General features: G+C 36.1%; 14 protein-coding genes. 11 read left to right on the top strand and 3 right to left on the bottom strand.

What is annotated here, in order from left to right; genetic code table 11:
• Positions 1–45 precede the first annotated feature (45 nt).
• The gene (locus tag JEM45_RS02395) at positions 46–1,008 is read right to left on the bottom strand and encodes a 4-hydroxy-3-methylbut-2-enyl diphosphate reductase (protein ID WP_198687684.1); all 963 of its coding nucleotides are present in this window, start codon (positions 1,006–1,008) and stop codon (positions 46–48) included.
• Positions 1,009–1,147: 139 nt separating this feature from the next.
• Here JEM45_RS02395 and JEM45_RS02390 point away from each other — a divergent pair, with 139 nt between their 5' ends.
• The 5 genes from JEM45_RS02390 to JEM45_RS02370 all read left to right on the top strand — a co-directional run bounded on the left by JEM45_RS02390 (position 1,148) and on the right by JEM45_RS02370 (position 5,548).
• Positions 1,148–2,485: a DEAD/DEAH box helicase gene (locus JEM45_RS02390; RefSeq protein WP_026866413.1), complete on the top strand. Its 1,338-nt coding sequence runs from the start codon at positions 1,148–1,150 to the stop codon at positions 2,483–2,485.
• A gap of 12 nt (positions 2,486–2,497) precedes the next feature.
• The gene (locus tag JEM45_RS02385; protein WP_026866412.1) at positions 2,498–3,403 is read left to right on the top strand and encodes a deoxyribonuclease IV; all 906 of its coding nucleotides are present in this window, start codon (positions 2,498–2,500) and stop codon (positions 3,401–3,403) included.
• 126 nt (positions 3,404–3,529) lie between these two features.
• Positions 3,530–4,312 (top strand): metal ABC transporter ATP-binding protein, encoded by a 783-nt coding sequence (locus tag JEM45_RS02380; protein ID WP_198687683.1) that lies wholly within the window; start codon positions 3,530–3,532, stop codon positions 4,310–4,312.
• On the top strand, positions 4,309–5,154 hold the full coding sequence (locus tag JEM45_RS02375; protein ID WP_026866410.1) for a metal ABC transporter permease: 846 nt from the start codon (positions 4,309–4,311) through the stop codon (positions 5,152–5,154). Before JEM45_RS02380 ends, JEM45_RS02375 begins: the two co-directional genes overlap by 4 nt.
• Positions 5,135–5,548 carry a Fur family transcriptional regulator gene (locus JEM45_RS02370; protein WP_026866409.1) on the top strand — a complete coding sequence of 138 codons (414 nt, stop codon included), beginning with the start codon at positions 5,135–5,137 and terminating at the stop codon, positions 5,546–5,548. Before JEM45_RS02375 ends, JEM45_RS02370 begins: the two co-directional genes overlap by 20 nt.
• 65 nt (positions 5,549–5,613) lie before the next feature.
• Here the strand turns inward: JEM45_RS02370 and ispG are convergent, their stop codons facing one another.
• Together ispG and JEM45_RS02360 are read right to left on the bottom strand one after the other, a co-directional pair.
• Positions 5,614–6,732, bottom strand: a complete 1,119-nt coding sequence (gene ispG, locus JEM45_RS02365; protein WP_026866408.1) for a flavodoxin-dependent (E)-4-hydroxy-3-methylbut-2-enyl-diphosphate synthase — start codon at positions 6,730–6,732, stop codon at positions 5,614–5,616.
• Positions 6,733–6,810: 78 nt separating this feature from the next.
• Positions 6,811–7,554 (bottom strand): DUF1189 family protein, encoded by a 744-nt coding sequence (locus JEM45_RS02360; protein ID WP_198687682.1) that lies wholly within the window; start codon positions 7,552–7,554, stop codon positions 6,811–6,813.
• 130 nt (positions 7,555–7,684) lie between these two features.
• Between JEM45_RS02360 and JEM45_RS02355 the strand changes: the two genes are divergently transcribed.
• The 6 genes from JEM45_RS02355 (at position 7,685) to pstB (ending at position 14,495) form a co-directional block, all read left to right on the top strand.
• Positions 7,685–8,287 carry a superoxide dismutase gene (locus JEM45_RS02355; protein WP_026866406.1) on the top strand — a complete coding sequence of 201 codons (603 nt, stop codon included), beginning with the start codon at positions 7,685–7,687 and terminating at the stop codon, positions 8,285–8,287.
• A 108-nt stretch (positions 8,288–8,395) separates the two neighbouring features.
• A complete protein-coding gene (locus JEM45_RS02350) occupies positions 8,396–10,576 on the top strand; it encodes a peptidoglycan D,D-transpeptidase FtsI family protein (RefSeq protein ID WP_198687681.1) in 2,181 nt (726 codons plus the stop codon).
• A 126-nt stretch (positions 10,577–10,702) separates the two neighbouring features.
• Positions 10,703–11,755, top strand: a complete 1,053-nt coding sequence (locus tag JEM45_RS02345) for a phosphate ABC transporter substrate-binding protein PstS family protein (RefSeq protein WP_026866404.1) — start codon at positions 10,703–10,705, stop codon at positions 11,753–11,755.
• A 73-nt stretch (positions 11,756–11,828) separates the two neighbouring features.
• Entirely contained in the window at positions 11,829–12,752 is a 924-nt protein-coding gene (pstC, locus tag JEM45_RS02340; protein WP_026866403.1) for a phosphate ABC transporter permease subunit PstC, read from the top strand.
• A gap of 1 nt (position 12,753) precedes the next feature.
• Positions 12,754–13,632 (top strand): phosphate ABC transporter permease PstA, encoded by an 879-nt coding sequence (gene pstA, locus JEM45_RS02335; RefSeq protein ID WP_026866402.1) that lies wholly within the window; start codon positions 12,754–12,756, stop codon positions 13,630–13,632.
• Between the two features lie 20 nt (positions 13,633–13,652).
• A complete protein-coding gene (pstB, locus tag JEM45_RS02330) occupies positions 13,653–14,495 on the top strand; it encodes a phosphate ABC transporter ATP-binding protein PstB (protein WP_026866401.1) in 843 nt (280 codons plus the stop codon).
• Positions 14,496–14,498: the final 3 nt, after the last annotated feature.

The following is a 14,498-nucleotide window of genomic DNA, read 5'->3' as shown; positions in this document are numbered from 1 at the left end:
AGTAAAAGCGCTTGGGATCATTGTCCCAAGCGCTTTCGTATTTCACTATTCCATAATTTTAACTGGAGTAGGATTTTTAATTTTCGGCAAGATTTTTCTCATCGGTACAACAGATTCAGGTGTCTTTTGCGCTTCGATGTTATAGTTCTTAATGTAATCAATAACTTCTTTAACAATCGGTGTCGGAGTCGAAGCACCGGCAGTAATTGCAACTTTCTCAACGCCTTCTAACCAAGAATTGTCCAATTCATTTAAGGAACTAATGCGGTATGCATTAGTATGTGCAATTTCCTTAGACACTTGTGCGAGACGGTTTGAGTTATTACTCTTAGGGTCACCGACTACAATAAGTAAGTCAGCTTCTCCTGCTTGTTCAGCAACTGCTTCTTGTCTTACTTGTGTTGCAAGACAAATTTCTTTATGCACTTCGATGTGTGGGTAACGTGTTTTAAGGTCGTCCATTAAGTGGCTGACGTCCCACTGACTCATTGTTGTTTGGTTAGTAACAATGAGTTTTTTATCAGAAAGGAAATCTGGTAAATTCCCTACATCTTCAGGTGTTTCAATTAGGTGTACTTGACCGGGCGCAACACCGACAGCACCTTCAGGTTCTGGGTGATTTCTCTTACCAATATAAATCACATGATAATCATCTTTTGTTTTTTCTCTAATTAAATCATGTGTGAATTCTACGTCTGGACATGTCGCATCTATGCATACTAGACCTTTTTCTTTGGCTCTCTCTTTAACTTGTGGTGATACCCCATGTGCAGTAAATATTACTGTACCGTGGTCAATTTGTTCTAGAATTTCTAAACGGTTTGGGCCATCTAATGTAATGATACCTTCTTCTTCAAAAGCATCCGTTACATGTTTATTGTGTACGATCATACCGAGAATATATATAGGACGCGGTAGAGTTTTGTCTAAGGATGCGTTTCTTGCAATGACCATTGCGTCAACGACACCATAACAATACCCACGCGGTGAAATTTTAATAATATCCATAAATGAAACTCCTCCTTAATAAAGATTATACTTGATTTTGATTCACTTTCAATCATCAAGTCAACTATTGTAATTCTATAGCGTAATTAGTGAATTTTAGTTATAATTATGTAGAGTTTGAAAGGAACAGGTGACAAATATGTCCAAAGCATTTAAAAGATTTGAATTTGATGACACAGTGCTAAATGCAATAGAGAAAATCGGTTTTACCCATCCAACTTTAGTACAAGAACGTGTAATTCCTAAAGTTATGAAAGGTCAAAGCGTTGTTGCACAGTCTGCGACAGGTAGCGGTAAAAGTCACGCTTTCCTCTTACCCTTGATTCAAGGTATTGACCATGAAAAGAAATCTACACAAACAATTATTTTAACACCAACTAGAGAATTAGCCAAACAATTAGAGAACATGGCTAAAAAAGTTATAGCACATCTTGAAGGTGTGACTGTCCGAGCCTTCATCGGTGGTACAGATTTAAAACGCGATGAAGATAGAGCGAATCAGCAACCACAAATCGTTATCGGTACACCGAGACGAGTGAGGGATTTAATCGACAATCAAGCTTTAGATATTCATAATGCAAATAATATTGTCATTGATGAAGCAGACTTGATGGTGGACTTAGGGTTCATGGATGATGTGGATTACATTTCTAATCGCATCTCTAACCAGAGTCAATTTTTAGTCTTCTCTGCGACCATTCCAGAACCGTTAAAACACTTCTTAGAGAAGTATATTGGCGAGACTGAAATCATCGTCATTGACACACCTAAAAATAAAGCGTCTATTCACTACAGCTTAGTTCCGGTTAAGGGTAGTTCAAAGTTAGAAAAGACATTAGAACTGACACGTACCATTACGCCTTATATCGGTTTAATTTTTGCTAACTCACGTGAGCGTGCAGATGAATTGTATGCCTACTTAAAAGAAGAGGGTATCAATGTAGGGATTTTCCACGGTGGTTTAAAACCACGTGAAAGAAGCCAGGAAATTAAAAATATTGAAGGTTTGAAATATCACTGGGTCGTTGCAAGTGATTTAGCAGCACGTGGCCTAGATTTCGACGGTGCTTCACATGTGATTAACTACGATATTCCTAAACAAATTGAGTTCTTTACACACCGTTCAGGGCGTGTAGGGCGTGGTACTTACACTGGTGTCGCGATTACCTTGTATGAACCATCTGAAGAAAACTTAATCAATGAATTGGAAAGTAAAGGTTACATCTTTAATCATGAAGACCTACGTGGTGGGGAACTTAAAGAAATCAAGGACCGTACAACTAGAAAGTCTAGAACCAACCGTTCTAAAACGAATAAGACACAGAACTATAAAGTACGTAGTCCTAAAAAAGTAAAACCAGGTTATAAGAAAAAAATTAAGTACCAAAAAGAAGAGTTAGAACGTCAAGAAAGACGTCGTTACGCCAAGGCTAAATCAAGAAATGAAAAGAAACGTAAACAAAGAGAAAATAAGTAGGGGTGGATAACTATGTTACTCGGATCACACGTATCAATGAGTGGTAAAAAGATGCTTGAAGAATCTGTAGAAACAGCAGCATCTTATGGCGCGAATACTTTCATGATCTACACTGGTGCACCACAAAATACGAGACGTAAAAAAATCGAAGATTTAAACATCGAAAAAGGGCATCAAAAGATGACAGAACTTGGTATTAGTGACTTTGTCGTTCATGCACCTTATATTATTAACATCGCTAATATAGAAAAAGAGAATGTGTTTAATCTAGGTGTGGATTTTCTCCAAGAAGAGATAGTAAGAACTGAAGCACTGGGAGCTAGTCAGATTGTCCTACATCCAGGATCACACGTCGGTGCAGGTAGTGAAGCCGCGATTAAGAAAATTATTGAAGGACTAAATGAAGTCTTAACAAATAAGAATAATGTACAAATTGCTTTAGAAACCATGGCAGGAAAAGGTACCGAAATCGGACGCTCATTTGAAGAACTGGCACAGATTATTGACGGTGTCACAAACAATGAAAGACTGAGTGTTACTTTTGACACTTGCCACGTTCACGATGCAGGTTATGATATTAAGAATGACTTCGATGGTGTTTTAAATGAATTTGATAAGATCATTGGTATCGACCGTATTAAGGTATTACACATGAATGACTCTAAAAATGATGTTGGCGCTCACAAAGATAGACATGAGAACTTTGGATTTGGATATCTAGGTTTTGATGCCTTATCTTACATTATTAATCATCCTGAGTTTAAAGATATTCCTAAAATCTTAGAAACCCCTTTTGTTGGTCCAGATAAGTCAAATCGCTTAGCACCATATAAACATGAGATTGAGATGATTAGAAGTGGAGAATTTGATCCAAATCTTCTCACTAAAATCAATCCAGCGGTTGCAGAGTTAGAGTAAAACAATTAAGAAACTAAAACTGTACTTAGTCAAGTTATGACCAGGTACAGTTTTTTCGTAATCATTCCTATTTACAAATCGTAACCATTCCATTATAATAACCAAGGTAGATAAAGGAGTGTAGATATGGTAACACCAGTATTTGAACTTAAAAATGTCAGTTTTCAATATAAAGATAAATTGGAAGCGACACCTGCTTTAAAGCACATTTCCCTTGCCATTAACAAAGGTGAATTTCTAGCTATAGTCGGACCAAACGGCTCTGGTAAATCTACCTTATTAAAATTGATTCTTGGGGTGTATAAATTACAAGAAGGTGAAATTTTAATTAATGGCAATCAGAGGAAGTCATTCAATGCCTGGCAAGAGATCGGTTATGTATCTCAAAAAGCAGCAGCGAATGCTAAGGGATTTCCAGCGACGGTTAAGGAAGTTGTCTTAAGTGGTTTAACTAAAGAACGTGGATTATTTAAAAGATATTCTAAAAAAGATTATGAACGGTTAGATGAAGTGTTGGAGTTACTGGATATTAAGAACTTAAAAAATCAAAATGTATCTAACTTATCTGGTGGACAAACACAGCGTGTATTTATTGCAAGGGCACTAGTCAATAAGCCTTCGGTTCTAATTATGGATGAACCTACTGAAGGTATTGATAGTCAACATGTAAAAGATTTTTATAATGTCTTACTTAAATTAAAACGTGAGAATGTGACGATTTTACTTGTTACTCATGATATTGGAGTTGTAGTAGATAATGCAGACCGAGTGGCATGTTTGAATGAGCACTTACATTTTCATGGTACTAACGAAGAGTTTAAAAACCTAGGTGAAGCAGAGCTATCTAAAATTTACGGTTTTCCACTTCAGTTGGTTTCACATAATCACCAAAGGGAGTGCTGTAATTGATAGAAGCAATTTTAAATTATGATTTTATGAGATATTCCTTTGTTAGTGGGCTCATAGTTGGATTAATTGCACCACTATTAGGTACTTTCATTGTTGTAAGACGATTATCATTGATTGCCGATGCCCTAAGTCACGTTGCTTTAGGTGGTATTGCATTCGGGGTGTATATTTCATCGATTTTTAATATCATCATCAATCCAGTGATTTCAGGCGTTATATTCTCTGTCATTGGCGCTCTAGGAATAGAAAAGCTAAGGGGTTTATATAAACATTATTCAGAAATTGCCATTCCGATTATTATGAGCCTTGGTATTGCTCTAAGTGTCTTATTTTTATCTTTAGCAAATGGCTTTAATCAAGATTTATTTGGCTACTTGTTTGGTAGCATTAGTGCAGTAAGCTTTAATGACTTAATACTGATCAGTCTTATTGGTGTTATTGTTTTAGCTTTTGTCTTCTTACTTTATAAGGAGTTGTTCTTTATTTCCTTTGATGAGGAGTACGCCGGAGTGATGAAACTAAGTAAATATATTCATATTATATTTATTGTACTCGTCGCACTTGTCATCAGTGCTTCGATGAGGATTGTTGGTATCTTACTTGTAAGTGCCATGATGACTTTACCAGTTGCAAGTGCCATGAGAATAACTTCAAGTTTCAAGCAGTTGATGATAGTCAGTATTATCTTTGGCGAGATTTCAGTAATTGCAGGTTTATTTTTAGGTTATCATTTAGATATTTCACCAGGAGGCACAATAGTACTTGTATCTATTTTAATCCTGCTAATTACCTTATTATTAAACCGTGTAGGAGTTGTTAAAAATGCACAAAGAACTCAATGATTATAAAGCGATGTTACAAGAGGCAAATTTTAAAGTTACAAAGAAACGACTTAGAATGATTGAAATTTTTATGGAGGATGAGCGGTATTTATCCGCTAAAGAAATTCAGGAAAGCATGAATGAAGAATATCCAGGTATTAGTTACGATACAATCTATCGTAACCTTCATACCTTAAATGATATTAATGTACTCGAACAAACAACATTTTCAGGCGAGATGCAGTACAAAATTTCTTGTACAGATCATCATCACCATCACTTTATATGTGAAAAATGTGGTGAAACTAAAGTAATTAACTATTGTCCTGTTGGTGAGTGGCAAAAAGAATTAGGTGGTCTGACTATAAACAGTCATAAAGTTGAATTGTATGGCCTATGCGAGAAATGTGCCTAGTTTTGAGTATTCATAGAATATGGTATATAAAAAGGTGGAGATCAATATCGATCTCCACCTTTTCTTTATGAGTTACTCTTTAATTCTTCTTTTTCTAAACGCTTTTTCTCATGGTATTCTTCAGCTAAGATGTCAATCTCTTTCTTCAGTTCATCTACCATTGTTTCTTCAGGAACTTTTCTAACTGTTTTACCATGCATGAACAGTAGTCCCTCACCACGTGCACCTGCGATTCCGATATCAGCTTCACGTGCTTCACCTGGACCATTTACAGCACATCCAAGTACAGCAACTTTAAGTGGTGCTTTTACTGTAGAGATGTACTCTTCCATTTCATTGGCAATTGAAATTAAGTCAATTTCAATACGTCCACATGTCGGACATGCAATAAGTGTTGCAGCATTTGATGCAAGACCAAATGTTTTCAGCAGTTCCTTACAAACTTTTACTTCTTCAACAGGATCTGCAGATAATGAAATACGCATTGTATTTCCGATACCTTTAGAAATAATTGTACCTAAACCTGCGGCACTCTTGACTGTACCAGCAAACAATGTACCACTTTCAGTGATACCAATGTGTAATGGGTAGTCAAATGCTTTAGATGCTTTCTCATATGCTTCAATTGCTAAGTTAACATCAGAAGCTTTCATTGAAACGATAATATCATGGAAGTCTAATTCTTCTAGAATTTGAATGTGATGTAAGGCACTTTCAACCATACCCTCAGCAGTAGGGTAGCCATATTTTTTAATGATGTGTCTTTCTAAACTTCCGGCATTGACACCAATACGAATTGGAATACCTTTCGCCTTACATGCTTTAACAACTTCTTCAACTTTTTCTCTACGTCCAATATTACCAGGATTAATACGGATTTTATCCGCACCGCCCTCAACGGCAAGTAAAGCTAACTTGTAGTCAAAATGTATATCGACAACTAGCGGTATGTTGATTTGCTTTTTAATTTCAGCAATCGCTAATGCATCTTCTTCTTTCGGACATGCGACACGAACAATCTGACAACCTGCTTCCTCAAGTTCTTTAATCTGTGCAACTGTTGCTTCAACGTCGTGTGTTTTTGTCGTTGTCATACTTTGAATAATAATCTCATCGGCACCGCCGATTGTAAGATCGCCAACTCTAACTTTTCTAGTTTTTGTACGATGTGTAATTTCAGACATATACAAGCCCCTAATCTATTTTACTCATTTTATAATTTCATTATAATAAAAAAATCTGTGGAATGTAACCTTGACGCCTTAGCTTTGTGTTTTATTTTTCACAGGTAGCTTTTTATAATAATACACGAAAGGAATTAAAGCAAGAATAAATATCTGCCAGAGAAACAAACCTGTGGTCGTTTGGATAATGCCAATAATTAAAGCGGGTATTAAAATTGCATATGAGCCGATTTTAAACCAGTTCATATAGTCTGTCTTTTTATTACCGAGCTTGGCTAATCCACTAAATATAAATGATAGTATCAACATTAATGTAAAGACAAAGAAATATATTACAATGACATATATTGTAGCATACATAATAATGTAGAAATACAAACTAGACATCTGAGTCGTGATAAAATGTTCTAAACTCTCCTTATCATTTACATCACCGATTAAACTATAGGAAAACGTCCCATTTTGAAAATCAGCAATATATAAACCATCAGATAAAAACCCAAGGAGCACATCATCACTAATTTCTTCAACATTATCCTGACTGATTTGTTCAGTAAATAGTACTGAGTCACCGTTTAAGTTAATTATTTTGTCAACGCCGTGGTACTGCCCATTTTCTATGGTAAAGTCAGGAATTTCATTTTCAATTTCATCCAGCTCACCCAGGGTATTAGCAGTCAAAAACATAGAACTTATGTAGGGTAAAGAAATTAAAATAGATACTAAAAGTATGTTTAAAAGCAAGTATCTAAAGGGTAGAGTTCTAAAGAGTGGGTACTTTTTAAACGTTAGTAAACGTTTAAGAAACTCAAAATATTTCATGTTATCATCCTTAATATTATTTAATAGGACTAAGGTCTTATTTTATTTTGATTTAAGCAATCTAATTGTTATTCTAACATCAAATTGCTATATTTAGGATGTAAACAATTTTGAAGGGAGATTTTTATTTATGGCTTTTGAATTACCAGAATTACCATATGCTTATGATGCATTAGAACCAACTATTGACAAAGAAACAATGGAGATTCACCATTCTAAGCACCATAACACTTATGTAACAAAATTAAACGATGCAGTTAAAGGTACTGATCTTGAGTCTAAATCTATCGAAGAAATTGTTAAAAACTTAAACTCTGTACCAGAAGACATCAAGACTGCTGTTCGTAACAATGGTGGAGGACACTACAACCACTCATTATTCTGGGAATTATTATCTCCAGAACAAAAAGAATTAACTGGTGAACTTAAAGATGCAATTGAATCAGCATTTGGTTCAGTTGACAAATTTAAAGAAGAATTTGAAGCTGCTGCAGCTGGGCGCTTTGGATCAGGTTGGGCATGGCTAGTTGTTAACAATGGTTCATTAGAAATCGTTACAACACCTAACCAAGATAACCCACTTACAGAAGGTAAAACACCTGTATTTGGTGTAGACGTTTGGGAACACGCTTATTACCTTAAATATCAAAACAAACGCCCTGAATATTTAAGTGCAATTTGGAACGTAGTTAACTGGGACAAAGTTAACGAACTTTACCAAGCAGCTAAATAATATTTTATAGTTTAAAGACGAGGATTTTTCCTCGTCTTTTTTTTATTTAACGGATATACTTAAAAATATGTTAAAATGATGTGGACTTTATTAAAGGGTTTGATTTGTGTGAAACGTGCAAAAATAAAAAGCTTAGATGCAATAAATAAACAAGTGCTTCGAGCAAGAATTAACATCTTGATGTTAGTAATTTTTGGTTTATTTCTAATCATCATTATTAGACTTGGATACTTACAAATTGTCTTAGGTGATACATATCAAGAACAAGTTGAAAATGCGCAATATGTAGAAATCAATCAGAGTGTTCCACGAGGAGAAATATACGATAGAAATGGTAACTTACTCGTTGGAAACTCGGCTGAACAAGCAATCTATTTCACAAGGCATAGAAACATGTCTAATTTTGAAATTATGGATGTAGCTGAAGAGTTAAGTTCATACCTAACGATGGATACGAGTAGCTTATCTCTTAGAGATAAACAAGACTTTATTATAAATAATTATCCAAATGAGCTCGAACAAGTGATGTCTGAACAGGTCGCTTTACTAGAAAATGGTGGTATTTCTCAGAATGAATTCAATGAAGAAGCATATGAAATGATTGATGAAGAATTTGCTGATTCTGTCTTAAGAGAAGAAGATTTAAATATTATAGCAATCTATGTTGAAATGGCATCAGCAAGCGAACTCAATCCTGTCATCGTAAAAAGTGAAGATGTGACGGAAGAAGAATTTGCTTCTATTAATGAAGACTTAGATCAACTCACCGGTATAACAACAGGCTTAGATTGGGAAAGAACATATCCGTATGATGACTCTCTCAGAACGATACTTGGAGAAGTATCAACAAATGAAGAAGGGTTGCCAAGAGAGCTCGTTGAATACTATCAGGCACTTGGTTACTCGAGAAATGATAGGGTCGGTAAATCTTATTTAGAATTTCAATACGAGGATGTACTTCGCGGAAAGAAACCTCAAGTGAAATACACTACAGATAAATCCGGTCGGATAATCGGTGAAGAAACTATAGAAGAGGGTAAAGCTGGAGATGATCTTTATCTCACAATCGATATAGAACTTCAAAAGGAACTTGAGGAGATTGCAGAACACCACTTAACTGGAATTCGAAATCTCGCTGAAGAAATTGTTGAAATGGATGAAACAAGAGGAGATCTCGATTATACAATTATTCCTGAATACATCGACACAGTTCAACTAGTCGTACAAGATCCAAATAATGGTGATATTTTAGCGATGGTCGGTAAGACTATCAATGAAGATGGAGATATTGTCGATTACGATTATGGAACCTTAACAGCGACCTATGTACCAGGTTCTTCTATTAAAGGGGCGACAGTTGCGTCTGGCTATCAAGAGGATGTTTTTGAAGTAGGCGAAGTCGTTATCGATGAACCACTCTATATTTCGAGTGACCAACCGAGAGCTTCATTCTTTAATCCAGATGGTAGAGAACCTGTAGATGATCAAAGGGCATTAATGGTATCATCCAATACTTATATGTTTAAGGTAGCACTTGGTTTACTAGGTCTAGATTATTCACAGAATATGGCATTACCTACAGATATCGATCAAGCAGGCTATGATTTAAGAAATGGTCTCAATCAGTTTGGTCTAGGTATTTCAACAGGTATAGACCTACCGAATGAAGCGACAGGTCTTTCACCACAGCTTAACGCAACAAATCTTTTAAACTTAGCAATTGGCCAATATGACACATATACTGCACTACAGTTATCTCAGTACATGTCTACATTTGCAAATGATGGCAAACGTGTCCAGCAACACTTAGCTAAAGAAGTCAGAGGTTCAAATGCAAATGATAAAGGACAAGTCATCCGTTCATATGGCACTAACGTATTGAATACGATACCGATTACAAGTGAACAACTAAATCAAATTCAAGCAGGATTCTATGATGTGTTTAACACACATGACCAAGCAAGAGATATGTATGGAACAGGTTGGGATGCATATCACGAACTGGAACCTAAGGCCGCTGGTAAAACAGGAACGGCGGAAAGTTTTAGAGATGGTGATCCTGTCTTGAACCAAACTTACTTAGGCTATGCACCATATGATGATCCTGATATGGCATTCTCAATTATCTTCCCAACATTGCCAAGTACAGTACCATTCTTCCCTGCCCAATACATGGGACAGGATGTTGTTCAAAAATACTACGAAATCTACTATGGTCAAGATGAAGAACCACTTCATAATTACGATGCGTCAGAATTTTATCAAGAACTTGAATATGGCAGCTATTAATACCCGAATTTATTCGGGTATTTTTGTATTTACATAATCTTAACACTACATTTATTTTAGATTTACAATACTTCCTTAGAATATGAATGTAACAATAATTAATACTTAATTGGAGGAATTTTGGCGATGAAGAAGAATTTATTTCTTGCTGCGCTACTAATGAGCTTAATGTTCATTTTAGCTGCATGTTCTGGTTCTGGCTCTGAAGAAGACACTAGTACTGAAGAAGATACTGGTTCTGAAGAGACTACTGAAGAAGGGTCTGAAGACGAAAGTACTGAAGAAGGATCTGAAGATGAAAGTTCAGAAAGCGGATCATCTGCAGAAGTTACAGGTTCTGTAAACGAAGATGATGAGCAAATCGCTGGTGAAGGTTCTTCAACAGTATTCCCGATTCTAAACTTACTAGTTGAAGACTTCAATGCTGATCACGGTGTTGCTGTTGAACTAGGTGGTAACGGAACTGGATCTGGTTTCAGTGCATTAATCGACGGTTCTGCTCAATTCGCTAACGCATCACGTGGAATTGAACAAGAAGAAATCGATGCACTTGAAGAAGCAGGAATCGAGTACACTGAATTTTTAGTTGCAACTGATGGACTAACTGTTGCTGTCAATCCAGCTAACGACTTTGTAGAAGATTTAACTTTTGAAGAGCTACAAACAATCTACTCAGGTGAGGCTGAAAACTGGTCTGATGTTCGTGAAGACTTCCCTGAAGAACCTATCACTGCATACGGTCCTGACCAATCACACGGAACTCACGATTTCTTCAATGAAGAAGTTATGGAAGAAGAAGGTGTTCAAGGACAATTAATCCAAGACACTAACCAAGTTGTTTCTTCTGTAGTAGGAGATCAAAATGCAATTGGTTTCTTCGGATATAGCTTCTACCAAGCAAATGCTGATCAGCTTAAAGCTGTAAACATTGTTGGTCCAGACAGTGAAGAAGCTGTTGAACCATCATTTGAAAACGTAATGGACTTCTCTTATCCATTATCTCGTCCACTTTACGTTTACGCTAATAACTCAGCTTTAGAAGAGAATGAAACATTCCATACATTCATGGAATACACTCTTAAAAATTCACAATCAGCTGCAGAAGAAGTTGGATATGTACCTCTTGAAGACGACGCACTTGAAGAAGAACTTTCTAAACTTCCAAACTTAGAACAATAAGTAAAAATCTTATAACAATGGACGGGATGATTTGTATATCCCCGTCCATTTTTAAAGTAAAGAGAGGTTTAAGATGAGTAATAATAAAATTCGTGAACAAGTAGTAGAGAACACAAGAAATAAATCAAATACGTTTGAAAGAATTATTCCAATTATCTTATTAGTGATAACTTTAGTATCGATCGTGGCTACAATCGGTATTCTATATACATTAATTTCACAGTCTTTTGAATTCTTTTCAAGAGTACCGATAACTGAATTTCTCTTATCTACAACTTGGCAACCATACGTAGGAGATGGTGAGTGGGGAATTTGGGCACTCATAATGGGAACGATGAAAATTGTAGTAATTGCAGCAATTGTTGCAATTCCAATTGGACTAGGTGCCGCTATTTATTTAAGTGAATATGCATCTGATAAGGTTAGACGATTGATTAAACCAATCCTAGAAGTATTGGCAGGTATTCCTACAGTAGTTTATGGTTTCTTCGCTATTAACTTTGTTAACCCAATCCTTCAATCTATTTATGATGGTTTTGGTCTATATAATGCCGTATCTGCTGGTCTTGTTGTTGGTGTTATGATTATCCCTATGATTGCAAGTCTGAGTGAAGATGCGATGAGCTCTGTACCTGCCTCAATGAGAGAAGGTTCGTTAGGTATGGGAGCAACTCGATTAGAAACAGCGGTTAGAGTCGTTATTCCTGCAGCATTCTCTGGGATAATTGCATCATTTGTACTTGCAATTTCTCGTGCAATTGGTGAGACGATGATCGTATCGATTGCAGCAGGTTCAACACCTAATGCAAGCTTTGATGTAACAGAACCATTACAAACTATGACTGGTTTTATCGTACAGATTACTTCTGGTGATGCAGCATTCGGGACAAATCTATATTACAGCTTGTTCGCTGTAGGTATGGCATTGTTTGTCATGACATTAATTATGAACATAATTTCTTCATGGTTAACAAACAGATTCAAGGAGGAATACTAAAATGACATTGATTGATAAGGATATCATTGCCAACAAACGTTCTGGTAGACAAACCAGAAACTCAATTTTAAAGTGGTTGTTCTTCCTTTGTACTATGTTTGGACTCATGGTCCTCATTATGTTAATTGCAGACACAGTTGCTGATGGTTGGGATAGTCTAGATATGGAATTCCTAACAAATTTTAACTCAAGTAGAGCAGAAAGTGCTGGTTTCTATGGTGCGATTATTGGATCACTTTGGTTAATGGTTGTCACAGCCCCTGTCGCCATTGTGCTTTCAGTTGGTACAGCACTTTATCTAGAAGAATATGCACCGAAAAACAAATTTACTGAATTCATTAAAATTAATATTTCTAACCTTGCAGGTGTACCATCAGTTGTATTTGGTCTACTAGGTCTAGCGATGTTTGTTCGTGCTTTAGCACTAGGTAACTCAGTTTTAGCAGCGGGTCTAACTTTAGCACTAATGATTCTTCCTGTTATCGTTGTTGCTTCACAGGAAGCGATTAGAACAGTCCCAGCATCTGTTAGAGAAGCATCAATCGGTATGGGTGCAACGAAATGGCAAACAGTTTCTAAGATTATTTTACCTGCAGCAATACCTGGTATTATCACTGGGATTATCTTAGCCTTATCCCGTGCACTTGGTGAGACAGCACCTCTAGTTGTAATTGGTGTTCCAACTACTTTACTTGTCACACCGAATAGTTTCTTAGATTCTTTCCAAGCTATGCCAATGCAAATATATAGCTGGGTTAAAATGCCTAATGAAGAATTTCAGTATATCGCAGCTGCAGGTATCATTATTATGTTAGTGGTTCTATTACTGATGAACTCAGCAGCTATTTTCATCCGTAACAAGTTTTCTAAAAGATATTAATTTTTAAAGGAGTTTTATATATGGCTGAACTTAAAAACGTTCAAGTTAACAAACAAGATACAGTAGACAATAAGGAAACTGAATCTAGCTCAATTATTCAAACAGACAAAAAAGTAGTATTCGAGGCGAAAAACTTCAACCTTTGGTATGGTGACAACCATGCCTTGCAGGATATCAACTTAACTTTCCATGAAAATGATATCAATGCAATCATCGGCCCATCAGGTTGTGGTAAATCTACTTTCGTTAAATCAATGAACCGTATGACAGAACTTGTACCTATTGTACGTACAGAAGGTAACATTGAATTTAGAGGAGACGATATCTTCAAAAGCGGTATGTCTGTTGAAGAATTAAGAACAAGAGTCGGAATGGTATTCCAAAAACCAAATCCATTCCCTAAATCAATCTATGATAATGTTGCATATGGACCGAGAGTTCACGGTATTAAGAAAAAATCTATTCTCGATGAAGTCGTTGAAAAATCATTACGTAGTGCGTCTATCTGGGATGAAGTTAAAGACCGTCTTAACGATAACGCTTATGGCTTATCTGGTGGTCAACAACAAAGAATTTGTATCGCTCGTACACTTGCAGTAGAACCTGAAGTTATCCTAATGGATGAGCCTACAAGTGCCCTTGACCCAATCTCAACAACTAAGATTGAAGACTTAATGCAAGAGCTTAAGAAAGACTACAGCATTATTATCGTTACTCATAATATGCAACAGGCTGCACGTGTGTCAGATAGAACTTCCTTCTTCTACCAAGGTTATGTTGTTGAATCAGATGATACTAATGTTATCTTTGAAAACCCTAATGACAAGCGTACAGAAGATTACGTATCAGGTAGATTCGGTTAATAG

The organism is Jeotgalicoccus sp. ATCC 8456 (assembly GCF_016313225.1).
GTDB classification, from domain to species: domain Bacteria; phylum Bacillota; class Bacilli; order Staphylococcales; family Salinicoccaceae; genus Jeotgalicoccus; species Jeotgalicoccus marinus.
Note: the sequence above shows the minus strand (reverse complement) of the source record. Positions and strands in the feature narration are given on the sequence as shown.

Coding starts and splice junctions, on each gene's coding strand:
- JEM45_RS02395 (WP_198687684.1), bottom strand. CDS start 1,008: ATGGATATTATTAAAATTTCACCGCGTGGGTATTGTTATGGTGTCGTT.
- JEM45_RS02390 (WP_026866413.1), top strand. CDS start 1,148: ATGTCCAAAGCATTTAAAAGATTTGAATTTGATGACACAGTGCTAAAT.
- JEM45_RS02385 (WP_026866412.1), top strand. CDS start 2,498: ATGTTACTCGGATCACACGTATCAATGAGTGGTAAAAAGATGCTTGAA.
- JEM45_RS02380 (WP_198687683.1), top strand. CDS start 3,530: ATGGTAACACCAGTATTTGAACTTAAAAATGTCAGTTTTCAATATAAA.
- JEM45_RS02370 (WP_026866409.1), top strand. CDS start 5,135: ATGCACAAAGAACTCAATGATTATAAAGCGATGTTACAAGAGGCAAAT.
- ispG (WP_026866408.1), bottom strand. CDS start 6,732: ATGTCTGAAATTACACATCGTACAAAAACTAGAAAAGTTAGAGTTGGC.
- JEM45_RS02360 (WP_198687682.1), bottom strand. CDS start 7,554: ATGAAATATTTTGAGTTTCTTAAACGTTTACTAACGTTTAAAAAGTAC.
- JEM45_RS02355 (WP_026866406.1), top strand. CDS start 7,685: ATGGCTTTTGAATTACCAGAATTACCATATGCTTATGATGCATTAGAA.
- JEM45_RS02345 (WP_026866404.1), top strand. CDS start 10,703: ATGAAGAAGAATTTATTTCTTGCTGCGCTACTAATGAGCTTAATGTTC.
- pstC (WP_026866403.1), top strand. CDS start 11,829: ATGAGTAATAATAAAATTCGTGAACAAGTAGTAGAGAACACAAGAAAT.
- pstA (WP_026866402.1), top strand. CDS start 12,754: ATGACATTGATTGATAAGGATATCATTGCCAACAAACGTTCTGGTAGA.
- pstB (WP_026866401.1), top strand. CDS start 13,653: ATGGCTGAACTTAAAAACGTTCAAGTTAACAAACAAGATACAGTAGAC.